We start from the raw sequence: 14193 nt of genomic DNA on the forward strand, positions 1-14193 counted from the left end.
CGGCCCCGCCCCCCGGGTCGGCGACGGCTTCGTCGGGCAGCCGTTGCTCGCGGGGGGCGGCGCGTTGCTGATCTACAGGCTGCGGCGCATCGCCCGGTGGGGGATCCCCGCATCCGGGAACTCGGGGCCGTACGCCACGTACCCGAGCCGCTCGTAGAAGCCGAGCGCATGGGTCTGGGCGTGCAGATCCACGGCGGCCAGACCGAGACCGCGGGCCGCTTCCTCGATGGCCCGGACCAGCGCCGCGCCGACCCCGAGACCGCGCGCCCGGCTGGTCACCGCGAGCCTTCCGAGCGAGCCGACGGTGAGGTCGCCACCGGTCTTGGCGGCCACGCCCACGCCGTGCAGCAACCGTCCCGTGCCGAGCGCCGCACCGTCTGCCGCGACGGCGATCACATGCAGCGCGTCCGCGTCGTAGGCGTCGTACTCGATCTCCTCGGGTACGTTCTGCTCGCCGACGAAGACCTCCTTGCGGACCTGGAAACAGGCCGCGAGGTCGCTCTCGTCGACGGCTGTGCGCGTGGTGTACAGGGCCGGGGTTCCGGTGGTCACTGACTCTCCGCCGCGATCCTGTCGAGGGCCTGCTGCAGGTCGTCCGGGTAGCTGCTGGCGAACTCCACCCAGTTGCCGTCCGACGGGTGCTCGAAGCCGAGCCGGACCGCGTGCAGCCACTGCCGTGTCAGCCCGAGGCGCTTGGCCACCGTCGGGTCGGCGCCGTACGTCAGGTCGCCGACGCAGGGGTGGCGGTGGGCGGACATGTGCACCCGGATCTGGTGCGTACGGCCCGTCTCCAGCTTGATGTCGAGGAGGCTCGCGGACCGGTACGCCTCGATCAGGTCGTAGTGCGTCACGGAGGGCTTGCCCTCGGCCGTGACCGCCCACTTGTAGTCGTGCGTGGGGTGGCGCCCGATGGGGGCGTCGATGGTGCCGCTCATCGGGTCCGGGTGGCCCTGGACCAGCGCGTGGTACTTCTTCTCGACGACCCGGTCTCGGAACTGGCCCTTCAGTAGCGTGTAGGCCCGCTCGGACTTGGCGACGACCATCAGGCCCGAGGTGCCGACGTCGAGGCGGTGGACGATGCCCTGGCGCTCGGCGGCGCCCGAGGTCGAGATCCGGTAACCGGCCGCGGCGAGACCGCCGATGACCGTCGTGCCGGTCCAGCCGGGGCTCGGGTGGGCTGCGACCCCGACCGGCTTCACGATCACGACGATGTCGTCGTCGTCGTGCACGATCTCCATGCCCTCGACGGGCTCGGCGACGATCTGCACCGGAGCGGGTGCCTGCGGCATCTCCACTTCCAGCCAGGCACCGCCCTGCACCCGCTCGGACTTCCCGACCACGGCGCCGTCCACCTGCACCTTCCCGGCAGCGGCCAGCTCGGCGGCCTTGGTGCGGGAGAAGCCGAACATGCGGGAAATGGCGGCGTCGACACGCTCGCCTTCCAGACCGTCGGGAACGGGCAGGGTGCGGACCTCGGGATACGTACTCACCAGTCGAGTATGCCTTGCCGCTGCTAGTCCTTGTGCACGGTGCCGTCGGGGTCCAGGCCCCTGAAGGAAAGGATCACGATCAGGATGCCGCCGCAGACGATGGCGGAGTCCGCGAGGTTGAAGACGGCGAAGTGCGCGGGGGCGATGAAGTCCACCACCGCGCCCTCGAAGAGGCCGGGCGAGCGGAAGATCCGGTCGGTGAGGTTGCCGAGCGCACCGCCGAGCAGCAGACCGAGCGCGATCGCCCACGGCAGGCTGTAGAGCTTGCGGGCGAGGCGGGCGATGACCACGATCACCGTCGCCGCGATGACGGTGAAGATCACCGTGAACGCCTCGCCGATGCCGAAGGCGGCGCCCGCGTTCCGGATCGCGTCGAAGCGCAGCCACTGGCCGAAGATCTCGATGGGCTGGTGGTGCTCCAGCTTCGCGACCACGATCATCTTGCTGATCAGGTCGAGCAGATAGGCGAAGGCGGCCACGGCGAAGAGCACCATGATCTTCCGCTTGCCCTTGCCGGGGATCTCGGCCCGGCCCGTGTCCGTGCCCCCGGGCTCACCCCGGACCTCGTCCTCGGGGCCCCCGGTCCCCTCAGCATCAGGGATGTCCGGCGTACCGATGATGCGCTCCGCCTCTGCCACGTGAGTCCCTCAAGCTAGGTTCCTGACCGAAGACGAGGGTACGACACACCTCCCTGAATCAGCCGCGACGCTCCTGCTTCTGTTTGTCCTCGACACAGAGCGTCGCCCGGGGGAACGCCTGCATCCGCGCCTTGCCGATCGGATCGCCGCAGATCTCGCACAGCCCGTAGGTCCCCGCGTCGAGTCGGGCCAGCGCCCGCTCGGTCTGCTCCAGCATCTCCGTGGCGTTGGCGGCGAGCGCCATCTCGTGCTCACGGGTGATGTTCTTCGTGCCGGTGTCCGCCTCGTCGTCACCGGCCCCGTCACCGGAGTCGCGCATCAGCCCGGCGAGCGCCGCACCCGACGCCTCCAGCTCGCTGCGGAGCCGCATGACCTCGCTGGTCAGCTCGGCCCGCGCCGCGGCAACCTCCTCCGGCGTCCAGGGGTTCTCGCCCGGCCGTACGGCCAGATCCCCGGGCGCCGTCGCGGCGGCGACCCGGGCGGGCGGCACCGGCGCCGCGTCCTTGCCTGACATGCGGGTCCGGGCTGCGCTCTTCTTGGCTACCACCGTGTGGGCTCCCGTCTGTTCGGCGGCCTCGGCCGCCCCCGTGGCCGCCGCAGCGGCCTTCTTCGAAGCCTTCTTGACCGCGTTCTTCCTCGCAGCGGCCTTCGTGCCAGGTGCCGCGTGCCCGCCGCCGGTGTCACCGTCGGCCGTCCGCTCCCCGTCCGCGCCGTGCGCGGCCGTCTTCGGTGCCGCGGTCTTCTTCGCCGCGATCTTCCTCACCGCAGCCTTCCTCGCCGCGGACTTCCTCGCCGCGGCCTTCGCCGGAACCGGCGCCAGGACGGTCTCCGTGCCCGTGTCTCCGTTCGTATCCTCGGCCGCCGCGCCCGTGGATCTCGCTGACGCCGACTTCTGTACGGCGGTCTTCTTCGCCACCATGGCCGCGGCCCCTTCACATATTGTGATCTTGCACGCGAATCGTGCTGGGACGATAAATCGACCCCAGCCCCGCTGCAACGGGGCACGCCGCCGAATCGCCTCTCCCCGTGCCGGATCAGCGCGCGCCTGAAACCGTTGTTCCCAGCTCTCCGCCCGGTAATCCGCCCTCCGCTCCCCCGCCGGGACTCCGCACGCCCCGTCTCGCCATTCGGGTCACGCCCGCACCCCCCGGATAAACCGGTCGGCCGTCGCCCGTACGGGCCCGTACACTGGGCCCAGCGAGAGGCGTGGATGGGACGAGTAGCGTCGTACGCAGCCAGGAGCGACCCGGGGACGGTGGAAGCCCGGGGGCGAGCGCGTCGTGAAGATCACCCGGAGCCGTCGGAAGAACGCCGCAAGGCAAGTAGAACCGGCATCGCGACCCCAATGAGGGGGCCACGGGCGCACACCCGGGGCCAAGGAGGGTGGTACCGCGGGAGCCGCACGGTTCTCGTCCCTCCGACGGAAGTGGAAAACGTCCGCCGGAGGAATCTCGCCCATGACATCGCCGCAGTACCGCCAGGTACCCGCCCAGGTCGACCTTCCCGCGCTGGAGCACGCCGTGCTCGACTTCTGGCGCGAGAGCAAGGTCTTCGCCAAGAGCCTCGAACAGTCCGAGGGCCGCCCCGAGTGGGTCTTCTACGAGGGCCCGCCGACCGCCAACGGCATGCCCGGCGCCCACCACATCGAAGCCCGCGTCTTCAAGGACGTCTTCCCCCGCTTCCGCACCATGCAGGGCTACCACGTGGGCCGCAAGGCCGGCTGGGACTGCCACGGACTGCCGGTCGAGCTCGCGGTCGAGAAGGAGCTGGGCTTCAACGGCAAGAAGGACATCGAGGCGTACGGCATCGCCGAGTTCAACGCCAAGTGCCGAGAGTCCGTGACCCGCCACACCGACGCGTTCACCGAGCTCACGACCCGGATGGGCTACTGGGTCGACCTGGACGACGCGTACCGCACGATGGACCCGTCGTACGTCGACTCCGTCTGGTGGTCCCTGAAGGAGATCTTCAACAAGGACCTGCTGGTCCAGGACCACCGCGTCGCACCGTGGTGTCCGCGCTGCGGCACCGGCCTCTCGGACCACGAGCTGGCCCAGGGTTACGAAACGGTCGTCGACCCCTCGGTCTTCGTACGCTTCCCGCTCACCTCCGGCCCGCTGGCCGGCGAGGCCGCGCTGCTGGTCTGGACGACCACCCCGTGGACCCTGGTCTCCAACACCGCCGTCGCCGCGCACCCCGACGTCACGTACGTCGTCGCGAGCAACGGCGAGGAGAAGCTCGTCGTCGCCCGGCCCCTCCTGGAGAAGGCACTCGGCGAGGGCTGGGAGCTCACCGGCCAGTCCTTCACCGGCCGCGAGATGGAGCGCTGGACGTACGAGCGCCCGTTCGCCCTCGTCGACTTCCCGAGCGACAGCGCCCCGGCGCACTACGTCGTCAACGCCGAGTACGTGACGACCGAGGACGGTACGGGTCTGGTCCACCAGTCCCCCGCCTTCGGTGAGGACGACCTCAAGGTCTGCCGCGCCTATGGCCTGCCGGTCGTGAACCCGGTCCGCCCCGACGGCACCTTCGAGCAGAACCTGCCGCTGGTCGGCGGCCTCTTCTTCAAGAAGGCCGACGAGGCGCTCACCGAGGACCTGGCCGCCCGCGGCAGGCTCTTCCGCCACGTCCCCTACGAGCACAGCTACCCGCACTGCTGGCGCTGCCACACCGCGCTGCTCTACTACGCGCAGCCGTCCTGGTACATCCGTACGACCGCCATCAAGGACCGGCTCCTCGAAGAGAACGAGAAGACCAACTGGTTCCCCGACTCGGTCAAGAACGGCCGCTTCGGCGACTGGCTGAACAACAACGTCGACTGGGCGCTGTCCCGCAACCGCTACTGGGGCACCCCGCTGCCGATCTGGCGCTGCGAGGACAACCACCTCACCTGCGTCGGCTCCCGTGCCGAGCTCACCGAGCTCACCGGAACCGACCAGTCGGACCTGGACCCGCACCGTCCGTTCATCGACGCGATCACGTTCACCTGCTCGCACGAGAACTGCCAGCTGGAGGCGTACCGCGTCCCGGAGGTCATCGACGCCTGGTACGACTCGGGCTCGATGCCGTTCGCGCAGTGGGGCTACCCGTACAAGAACAAGGAACTGTTCGAGAGCCGCTACCCGGCGCAGTTCATCTCCGAGGCGATCGACCAGACCCGCGGCTGGTTCTACACGCTGATGGCCGTCGGCACGCTGGTCTTCGACAAGTCCTCGTACGAGAACGTGGTCTGCCTGGGCCACATCCTCGCCGAGGACGGCCGGAAGATGTCCAAGCACCTGGGCAACATCCTCCAGCCGGTCCCGCTCATGGACCAGCACGGCGCGGACGCGGTCCGCTGGTTCATGGCGGCGGGCGGCTCCCCGTGGGCGGCGCGGCGCGTGGGCCACGGCACGATCCAGGAGGTCGTGCGCAAGACCCTCCTCACGTACTGGAACACGGTCGCCTTCCAGGCGCTGTACGCGCGCACGTCGAACTGGGCGCCGTCCGCGGCCGACCCGGCCCCGGCGGACCGCACAGTCCTTGACCGCTGGCTGCTCAGCGAGCTGAACGCGCTGGTGGACCAGGTCACGCAGGCACTGGAGGGGTACGACACCCAGCGCGCCGGCAAGCTCCTGTCCGCGTTCGTGGACGACCTGTCCAACTGGTACGTGCGCCGCTCCCGCCGCCGCTTCTGGCAGGGCGACAAGGCGGCGCTGCGCACGCTGCACGAGGTCGTCGAGACGGTCACGCGTCTGATGGCCCCGCTGACCCCGTTCATCACCGAGCGGGTCTGGCAGGACCTTGTCGTCCCGGTGACCACGGACTCCCCGGAGTCGGTGCACCTGTCCTCCTGGCCGAAGGCGGACCTGGCCGCGATCGACCCGGCGCTCTCCACGCAGATGGCGCTGGTGCGCCGCCTGGTCGAGCTCGGCCGCGCCACGCGCGCCGAATCGGGCGTCAAGACCCGCCAGCCGCTGTCCCGCGCCCTGGTCGCGGCGTCGGGCTTCGAGTCGCTCTCCCCCGAGCTGCGCGCCCAGATCACGGAGGAGCTGAACGTCTCCTCGCTCGCCTCCCTCTCGGAGGTCGGCGGCTCGCTGGTCGACACGACGGCGAAGGCGAACTTCCGGGCACTGGGCAAGCGCTTCGGCAAGGGCGTCCAGGCGGTGGCGAAGGCGGTCGCGAACGCCGATGCGGCGGCGCTCTCCCTGGCCCTGCGCGAGGGCACGGCGTCGGTCGAGGTCGACGGCGAGACGGTCACCCTCGCCCCCGACGAGGTGATCATCACCGAGACGCCGCGCGAGGGCTGGTCGGTGGCGTCCGACTCGGGCGCGACGGTCGCGCTCGACCTGGAGATCACCCCGGAGCTGCGGCGTGCGGGCCTGGCCCGTGACGCGATCCGGTTGATCCAGGAGGCCCGCAAGAACAGTGGCCTGGACGTGGCGGACCGCATCGCCGTCCGCTGGACATCCACGTCCCCCGCGACGGTCGAGGCTCTGACCGAGCACGCGCCGCTCATCGCGGACGAGGTGCTGGCGCTGGACTACGCGCAGGGCGAGGCGGACGGGGCGTACGGCACTCCGTTCGAGGACGAGGGGCTGGCGCTGACGTTCCGCCTCCGCAAGATGGAGCGGTAACCCACGCCACGAGAGGCCCGGCCGGACACGTTCCGGCCGGGCCTCTCGCTGTTCCCCTGGCCGTCCCTTCCCGAAGCCGGGGGCCCGCCTCGCCCCCCTACCCGACGTCTGAGGCGCGGGGTCCGGGGCGGAGCACCGGTTCGGGCCCGCCGCAGGCTCCCCCACCCCCGCCCACGGCAAAGGGCCGGGCCCCGGGGAAAACCCCGGGGCCCGGCCCTCAGCCTGCCGACGGCTACGCGCTCTGCGCGCGCAACCCGCTCAGTTGTCGTCCTCGTCGATCAGGAACCCACGCATCGGCGACGGCGCCTGCTGCATCGGCTGCGGCGCCTGCGGTCGCACCGGCGCCATCGGCTGAGTCATCGCCGGCGACATCTGCTGCTGACCGCCGTAGGAGGGCCCACCGCCCATGGACGGGTTGCCGCCCATCTGCGGGCCGCCGTGGTTGCCGCCCATGGTGTGACCCATGGCACCCGCACCGGCCGGAGCCAGCGAGGGCGACGGCGGCAGCGAAGGGGCCGCCGGAGTCCGCGGCGGGGCCAGCGAGTCGTCGGCCTGGGTCTCCAGCTGACGCAGCTGGCTCTCCAGGTACGACTTCAGCCGGGTCCGGTACTCGCGCTCGAAGCCACGCAGGTCCTCGACCTTGCGCTCCAGCGTCGCGCGGGCCGACTCCAGCGAGCCCATCGCCACGCGGTGCTTCTCCTGCGCGTCCCGCTCCAGCGCGTCCGCCTTGGCACGCGCGTCGCGCTCCAGGCCCTCGGCACGGCTGCGCGCCTCGCCGACGATCTTGTTGGCCTCGGAACGGGCCTCCGCGATCGCCTGGTCGGCGGTCTGCTGCGCGAGCGAGAGGACACGGGCGGCACTGTCGCCACCGGGACCCTGACCGGGCTGCTGCATCTGCGGCTGCTGCATCTGCTGCATCTGCGGCTGCTGCATCTGCTGCATCTGCTGCGGCGCGTGACCCATGGGACCGCCCATCGGGCCACCCATGGGACCGCCCTGCATCGGGCCGGGGCCGTGCTGGCCCTGCGGGCCGGGGCCGTGCTGCTGGGGGCCGTGACCACTGGGACCGGCGGGCAGCTGCGGAGCACCACCGGGCAGCTGGGGCGGACCCATCTGCGGGGGCTGCTGCTGGACCGGCGGACCAGATATGGCGGCGGGCACCGGTGCGCCGGGACGGTCCTGCGGCTCCGGCTTGCGCATACCCTGCTGCTGCTGGTTCTGCGCGGCGGCACGCGTGGCGGCGGCCAGCTTGGCGCGCAGGTCCTCGTTCTCACGGAGCAGGCGGGTCAGCTCGGACTCGACCTCGTCGAGGAAGGCATCGACCTCGTCCTCGTCATAGCCTTCTCGGAGGCGGACGGTCGTGAACTGCTTGTTCCGCACGTCCTCGGGGGTCAGCGGCATCTCTTCTTCACCTCTACGTAGTCGTCGGCAGTCGGCAAGACCGTATCGCTCACAGCCTGGTCACGATCGAGATCAGGATGTAAACGATGATCATCAGAACGAAGAAGGACAGGTCGAGTGCCACGCCCCCGAGACGCAGCGGCGGAATGAACCGCCGCAGAAGCTTGAGCGGTGGATCGGTGACAGTGTAGGTGGCCTCGAGAAGCACCACCATCGGCTTGCCTGGCTGCCATGAACGTGCGAACTGGAAGACGTAGTCCATGACCAGCCGGAAGATCAGCACGATGAGGAAACACATCAGCGCGATATAGACAACCTGCAGTGCGACGCCCATTTCGCGCTTCCCTCTCCCCTGGCTCTCGTAGCTCCGGCCTTGCGGCCGGGTCGTTCCCGGTGTCGTGTTCTCAGCTCTGGTTGAAGAATCCGCCCTCAGCGATGCGGGCCTTGTCCTCCGCCGTGACATCGACGTTAGCAGGCGACAACAGGAACACCTTCTGCGTCACCCGTTCAATGCTGCCATGGAGACCGAAGACGAGTCCTGCGGCAAAGTCGACAAGTCGCTTCGCGTCCGTATCGTCCATCTCCGTGAGATTCATGATCACCGGAGTGCCCTCACGGAAGTGTTCCCCGATGGTACGGGCCTCGTTGTAGGTCCGGGGGTGCAACGTGGTGATGCGGTAGGGCTCCCGCTCGGACACAACCTTGGGCATGATCACCGGTGCGTTCTTCTCCATGTTCGGACGTTCAGGTGTGATGGATGCCACGGGTGCGATCCGGGCGGGTCGCACGCTCTCCGCCGGGATCTGAAGCGGCTCCCGCTGTGCGGGCGGCTGCACCACTCGTACCGATTCGTCCCGCTCACGGTCCCGCTCCACCTGATGCGCGGGCTGGTGCCTCCGCCGGTCGCGCTCCGGCTCCGGCTCGGGTTCGAATTCGTCGTCGGGGTCGAACCCCGGACCGTCGTACCCATCGTCCTCCACGAGGCCGAGGTAGACCGCCATCTTGCGCATCGCGCCGGCCATGCTCTGAGTCCTCCGCTCTGTGGTGGATCGGCATCTGTCACCAAGTGCCCGCGATCCACTCAGGCCTGCCCGCCATCGGCGGGAATGACCATATTTTCTGCTGTGGTCCGACTTGCTTGGCGACGTTACCGGAGCCCGGGTCGGACTCCGAGTACCGCAGTACCGACGCGCACATGTGTCGCTCCGGCCGCAATCGCTTCCTCCAGGTCCGCGCTCATTCCCGCAGAGACCATGTTCGCAGCCGGATGGCTCCCGCGCAGGCGGGATGCGAATTCCATCAGCCGGTCGAATGCCGCCTGTTGCCGTCCCGCGTACGGTCCGGAGAGCGGCGCCACGGTCATCAGACCGTCGAGCCGGAGCCCCGGCGCCGCTTCCACCGCGGCGGCCAACTCCTCGATCCCGTCCGGCGCGACGCCGCCCCGGTCCCCGCGCTCGCCGCTCTCCGCGTCGAGTGCGACCTGGATGAGGCAGCCGAGTTCGCGCCCTTCGCGCACCGCGGCGGCCGACAGAGCCGTGACCAATTTGGCCCGGTCCACGGACTGCACGACATCGGCATAACTCGCAACAGAACGAACCTTATTCGTCTGCAGTTGTCCGACAAAGTGCCATGTGAGCGACAGATCCGCACAAGCGGCTGCCTTGGGTGCGGCGTCCTGGTCACGATTCTCCGCGACATGACGCACGCCGAGTTCATGCAGGATCCGCACATCGCTCGCAGGGTAGGTCTTCGTGACCACGATGAGGGTCACTTCTTCCCTTGTGCGACCGGCGGCGATGCAGGCGGAGGCAATACGTTCCTCCACCTGTGCGAGATTTTCGGCGAGTTGAGTCCTACGATCCGTCATGCCCTATCAGTCCAACCAGACATATCCGGCGAGCCGCCCGGTGGTGCGGTCGCGGCGGTACGAGAAGTGGTCGCCCGATTCGATGGTGCAGACCGGCGACGTGTGCCGGTCGCGCACCCCCAGGGCCTCGAGTTGGGCGTGGACTCCCGCGGTGACGTCCACGGCCGGTGTCCCCCAGCTCGTCTCGGACCACGATGCGGGAACGGCTCCGGCGACATCGGACCGCATCTCCGCCGGGACTTCGTAACACCGTCCGCAGACGGCCGGTCCGGTGTGCGCGGTGATCCGGGAAGTGTCCGCGCCGAGCCCGACCATGGCCTCGACGACGGCGGGGACGACTCCGGCGACCAGGCCGGGGCGGCCCGCGTGTGCCGCCGCCGCGATCCCGGCGACCGGATCGGCGAGAAGTACGGGGGTGCAGTCTGCGGTGAGAACGGCGAGCGGGAGTCCGCGTCGCGCGGTCACCACGGCGTCCACCGCGGGGGCCTGCGCACGCTCTCCCCAGGGTCCGTCGACGACGGCCACGTCCCGCCCGTGCACCTGGTTCATCCAGACGACCTGCGCCGGATCGAGACCGAGCCCCCTGGCGGCCGCCTCCCGGTTGGCGAGAACGGCTGCGGGTTCGTCGCCGACCGCGCCGCCGAGGTTGAGTTCCCCGTACGGAGCGGCGCTCACCCCGCCCCACCTGTCGGTGAAGGCGAAGTGAGCGCGATACCCGGATGACTCCGGGGTCACTGCGTGGTGCTGAGTTATCACTTCAAGAAGTCCGGGACATCCAGCTCTTCGGCCTGGGAGTCCTGGTAGGGACGGGCCGGCGGGATGTGCGGCGTCGAGACCGGCGACATCGGGGTCTCGTTCGCCACCGGTACGGACTCGGCCGGGGCCTGGGTCTCCTCGCGCGGCGTGACGGAACCGAGCCCGCCCGTCTGGCGCACCGGCTCGGCGGCCCGGACCGGCGGAGCCGACTCCTCGCGCTTCCCGGTACCCGCACCCAGGACGTTCTCGCGACGGGCGGGCGGCTGCCCGCCGTCGAAGCCCGCGGCGATCACGGTGACCCGGACCTCGTCTCCCAGTGCGTCGTCGATGACCGCACCGAAGATGATGTTCGCCTCGGGGTGTGCCGCCTCGCTCACCAGCTGGGCCGCCTCGTTGATCTCGAAGAGGCCGAGGTCGCTGCCGCCGGAGATGGAGAGCAGGACACCGCGGGCGCCGTCGATGGACGCCTCCAGGAGCGGCGAGGAGATCGCCATCTCCGCGGCGGCCACCGCGCGGTCGTCGCCGCGGGCCGAGCCGATGCCCATGAGCGCCGATCCGGCCTCGGACATGACTGACTTGACGTCGGCGAAGTCGAGGTTGATCAGACCCGGGGTGGTGATGAGGTCGGTGATGCCCTGGACACCCGAGAGCAGTACCTGGTCGGCCGACTTGAACGCGTCGAGCACGCTGACCTGGCGGTCCGAGATGGACAGCAGTCGGTCGTTGGGAATGACGATGAGGGTGTCGACCTCTTCGCGGAGCTCGGCGATGCCGTCCTCCGCCTGGTTCGCGCGACGTCGGCCCTCGAAGGTGAACGGGCGGGTGACCACGCCGATCGTCAGGGCGCCGAGCGAGCGCGCGATGTTGGCGACGACGGGTGCGCCGCCGGTGCCGGTACCGCCGCCTTCTCCGGCGGTGACGAAGACCATGTCGGCCCCCTTGAGGACCTCCTCGATCTCCTCACGGTGGTCCTCTGCCGCCTTGCGACCGACGGCCGGGTTCGCCCCGGCGCCGAGGCCACGGGTGAGTTCACGGCCGACGTCGAGCTTGACGTCGGCGTCGCTCATCAACAGGGCTTGCGCATCAGTGTTGATCGCGATGAACTCGACGCCCTTGAGACCGACCTCGATCATTCGGTTGATGGCATTGACACCACCGCCGCCGACACCGATGACCTTGATGACTGCGAGGTAGTTCTGCGGTGCTGCCACGTCGAAGGCCTCTCGCCTCGATTTACGTGTCGTCGCTTCGCGGTAGTCCCGCCGCGACGACGGATGCCGATTGGGACGGTCCGACGCCGACCCAAACCCTAACGTTGAAGTTTAGGGTTACCAGTGTGTCTGCTTCTTGGACTCTTCCGAACAGGACACTAAGTCGACAAGTGGCGCACGTTCAACGAACACGCCGAACCTCCCGTTTTTCTTTTCACCCTATGTGATCACCCGTAGCGCTGACCAACCAGGGTGCTGGCCAGGCCAAATGTGCGTCAACCACCCGAGACGGCGGGAGCGGTGGGTGCACTCACGTCGAAGTGTCCCGCTTTGGGAGCCGCTTTCATGAGAGCGGTGAGAACTCTTGCCTTCACCGCCCCCTCCTCGCCGCTGCCCCAGACCACCGTACGGCCCCCGGTCAGCTGCAGGGAGATCGAGTCGTACGAGGTGACCCGTACGACCTGGGTGTCCTTGGTGACTGCGCGGGGAAGTCCGCCCGCGACCCGGACCGCCTCCCGCACCAGCCGGCCACTGCCGAAGCGGCGCAGGCTGGCTGACTGATCGGGCGTCAGTTCCAGCAGTGGTACCCGCCCCGGCGCTTTGTCCACCGTGGCGAAGCGGACACCTTTTGCGTCCACTTCAATGAACTTTGCGCCCTTTTTTACCAACAGGACCGGCTGTCGTTCGGTCACTTTAAGTCCGATTTCGTGCGGCCATGACCGTACGACATCCACCGAGTCGATACGAGGCAACTTCTGGCGCAACCGGGCTGCCATGGCGTCCGTGTCCACCGAGATCAGCGGGGCGCCGATCGGCACCGCCGCGGCGGACTCCACCTCCGTGGGGGTCAGCACGTCGACACCGGTGGTCCTGACCTGTTCCACCCGGAACCAGGACGACCCGTAGAGCGCCCAGACGACGCCCGAGGCGAGCAGCAGGACTGCGACGGCGATCACGAGCAGCAGTCTGCGGCTGGGCCGTCTGCGCCCGGTGGGGCGCGGCAGGCGGGCCGGGTTGCCCGTCTGCTGCCCTGCACCGCGCTGGGCGGTCGTCGGTCCGGCCACGCTCGCTCCTTATGCCGGGTCCAGGGGCACCGCCCCCGGACCCGTCCGCCTCACGCGTTGCGGCGTGCGGCAATCGCCTCGTACACCATGCCGACGAGCAGATCGTCGGCGTCCCGGCGGCCGAACTCGGCCGCGGCACGGGACATCTCGTACAACCGGTGCGGATCCGCAAGCACCGGCAGGACGTTGCCCTGCACCCACTCGGGGGTGAGCGCCGCGTCGTCCACCAGTAGACCGCCGCCGGCGTTGACCACCGGCTGGGCGTTGAGCCGCTGTTCGCCGTTGCCGATGGGCAGCGGCACGTAGGCGGCGGGGAGCCCGACGGCGGAGAGTTCGGCGACGGTCATCGCGCCCGCGCGGCAGAGCATCATGTCGGCGGCGGCGTACGCGAGATCCATCCGGTCCACGTACGGTACCGGGATGTAGGGCGGCATCCCGGGCATGTTGTCGATGCGCGGCAATTCGTTCTTCGGGCCGACCACATGCAGGATCTGGATCCCGGAACGCTGCAGCAGCGGGGCGACCCGCTGGACCACCTCGTTGAGATGGCGGGCGCCCTGCGAGCCGCCGGAGACCAGCAGCGTGGGCAGGTTGGGGTCGAGACCGAAGGCGTCGCGCGCCTCCGGGCGGACCCGGGCCCGGTCCAGGGTGGCGATGGTGCGGCGCAGGGGGATGCCGATGTAGCGGGCACCGCGCAGCTTGCTGTCGGGGGTGGAGACGGCGACCCCGTGCGCGTACCGCGAACCGATCTTGTTGGCCAGTCCCGGCCGCGCGTTGGCCTCGTGGACCACGATCGGCACCCCGGCCCGCTTGGCGGCGAGGTAGCCGGGCAGGGCGACATACCCGCCGAAGCCGACCACGCAGTCCGCATGGGTGCGTTCCAGGATCTGCTCGGCGGCCTTGATGGTGCCGCGCAGCCGTCCCGGGACGGTGATCAGTTCGGGGGTGGGTTTACGGGGCAGCGGCACGGCCGGGATCAGCGCCAGTTCGTACCCCCGCTCGGGTACGAGCCTGGTCTCGAGTCCGCGCTCCGTGCCGAGGGCAGTGATTCCCACGCTCGGGTCCTGCCTGCGCAGGGCATCCGCGAGGGCAAGCGCGGGCTCGATGTGGCCGGCGGTCCCCCCGCCGGCGAGTACGACATGCACCGAAA

General features: G+C 69.6%; 13 protein-coding genes. 1 reads left to right on the plus strand and 12 read right to left on the minus strand.

Annotated features, from left to right (window positions below; all coding sequences use genetic code 11):
* Window positions 1–72: 72 nt before the first annotated feature.
* From ACGFSA_RS18055 to ACGFSA_RS18070, 4 genes are read right to left on the minus strand one after another with little or no spacing between them, the layout of a single operon-like run.
* A complete protein-coding gene (locus ACGFSA_RS18055) occupies window positions 73–552 on the minus strand; it encodes a GNAT family N-acetyltransferase (RefSeq protein ID WP_393305255.1) in 480 nt (159 codons plus the stop codon).
* Complete coding sequence (locus ACGFSA_RS18060; protein WP_376335811.1) at window positions 549–1490, minus strand: RluA family pseudouridine synthase; 942 nt, start codon at window positions 1488–1490, stop codon at window positions 549–551. The genes ACGFSA_RS18055 and ACGFSA_RS18060 overlap by 4 nt, the downstream gene beginning before the upstream one ends.
* 23 nt (window positions 1491–1513) lie before the next feature.
* A complete protein-coding gene (gene lspA / locus ACGFSA_RS18065) occupies window positions 1514–2128 on the minus strand; it encodes a signal peptidase II (RefSeq protein ID WP_393305257.1) in 615 nt (204 codons plus the stop codon).
* Between the two features lie 58 nt (window positions 2129–2186).
* Window positions 2187–3047: a TraR/DksA family transcriptional regulator gene (locus ACGFSA_RS18070; RefSeq protein WP_393305259.1), complete on the minus strand. Its 861-nt coding sequence runs from the start codon at window positions 3045–3047 to the stop codon at window positions 2187–2189.
* A gap of 538 nt (window positions 3048–3585) precedes the next feature.
* On the opposite strand from ACGFSA_RS18070, the gene ileS reads away from it, so the two are divergent.
* Window positions 3586–6744, plus strand: a complete 3159-nt coding sequence (gene ileS / locus ACGFSA_RS18075) for an isoleucine--tRNA ligase (protein WP_393305261.1) — start codon at window positions 3586–3588, stop codon at window positions 6742–6744.
* 258 nt (window positions 6745–7002) lie between these two features.
* Here ileS and ACGFSA_RS18080 read toward each other — a convergent pair whose 3' ends face one another.
* The 8 genes from ACGFSA_RS18080 to murG all read right to left on the minus strand — a co-directional run bounded on the left by ACGFSA_RS18080 (window position 7003) and on the right by murG (window position 14188).
* Window positions 7003–8145, minus strand: a complete 1143-nt coding sequence (locus ACGFSA_RS18080) for a DivIVA domain-containing protein (protein ID WP_393305263.1) — start codon at window positions 8143–8145, stop codon at window positions 7003–7005.
* A 49-nt stretch (window positions 8146–8194) separates the two neighbouring features.
* Window positions 8195–8479, minus strand: a complete 285-nt coding sequence (locus ACGFSA_RS18085; protein ID WP_037697102.1) for a YggT family protein — start codon at window positions 8477–8479, stop codon at window positions 8195–8197.
* A gap of 70 nt (window positions 8480–8549) precedes the next feature.
* On the minus strand, window positions 8550–9167 hold the full coding sequence (locus ACGFSA_RS18090) for a cell division protein SepF (RefSeq protein ID WP_393305266.1): 618 nt from the start codon (window positions 9165–9167) through the stop codon (window positions 8550–8552).
* A 125-nt stretch (window positions 9168–9292) separates the two neighbouring features.
* Window positions 9293–10012: a YggS family pyridoxal phosphate-dependent enzyme gene (locus tag ACGFSA_RS18095; RefSeq protein ID WP_393305268.1), complete on the minus strand. Its 720-nt coding sequence runs from the start codon at window positions 10010–10012 to the stop codon at window positions 9293–9295.
* A gap of 6 nt (window positions 10013–10018) precedes the next feature.
* A complete protein-coding gene (gene pgeF, locus ACGFSA_RS18100) occupies window positions 10019–10768 on the minus strand; it encodes a peptidoglycan editing factor PgeF (protein ID WP_393305270.1) in 750 nt (249 codons plus the stop codon).
* Window positions 10765–11979, minus strand: a complete 1215-nt coding sequence (gene ftsZ / locus ACGFSA_RS18105) for a cell division protein FtsZ (RefSeq protein ID WP_393305272.1) — start codon at window positions 11977–11979, stop codon at window positions 10765–10767. The genes pgeF and ftsZ overlap by 4 nt, the downstream gene beginning before the upstream one ends.
* Before the next feature lie 275 nt (window positions 11980–12254).
* Window positions 12255–13043 (minus strand): cell division protein FtsQ/DivIB, encoded by a 789-nt coding sequence (locus tag ACGFSA_RS18110; protein ID WP_393305274.1) that lies wholly within the window; start codon window positions 13041–13043, stop codon window positions 12255–12257.
* 50 nt (window positions 13044–13093) lie between these two features.
* Window positions 13094–14188: an undecaprenyldiphospho-muramoylpentapeptide beta-N-acetylglucosaminyltransferase gene (gene murG, locus ACGFSA_RS18115; RefSeq protein ID WP_393305276.1), complete on the minus strand. Its 1095-nt coding sequence runs from the start codon at window positions 14186–14188 to the stop codon at window positions 13094–13096.
* Between the last annotated feature and the right edge of the window lie 5 nt (window positions 14189–14193).

This window comes from Streptomyces sp. NPDC048496 (assembly GCF_043200055.1).
GTDB lineage: Bacteria > Actinomycetota > Actinomycetes > Streptomycetales > Streptomycetaceae > Streptomyces.

What these genes read in the sequence shown, in the direction of transcription:
- ACGFSA_RS18080 (WP_393305263.1), bottom strand. Translation starts at nt 8,145, where the DNA reads ATGCCGCTGACCCCCGAGGACGTGCGGAACAAGCAGTTCACGACCGTC.
- ACGFSA_RS18090 (WP_393305266.1), bottom strand. Translation starts at nt 9,167, where the DNA reads ATGGCCGGCGCGATGCGCAAGATGGCGGTCTACCTCGGCCTCGTGGAG.
- ileS (WP_393305261.1), top strand. Translation starts at nt 3,586, where the DNA reads ATGACATCGCCGCAGTACCGCCAGGTACCCGCCCAGGTCGACCTTCCC.
- ACGFSA_RS18070 (WP_393305259.1), bottom strand. Translation starts at nt 3,047, where the DNA reads ATGGTGGCGAAGAAGACCGCCGTACAGAAGTCGGCGTCAGCGAGATCC.
- ACGFSA_RS18095 (WP_393305268.1), bottom strand. Translation starts at nt 10,012, where the DNA reads ATGACGGATCGTAGGACTCAACTCGCCGAAAATCTCGCACAGGTGGAG.
- ACGFSA_RS18085 (WP_037697102.1), bottom strand. Translation starts at nt 8,479, where the DNA reads ATGGGCGTCGCACTGCAGGTTGTCTATATCGCGCTGATGTGTTTCCTC.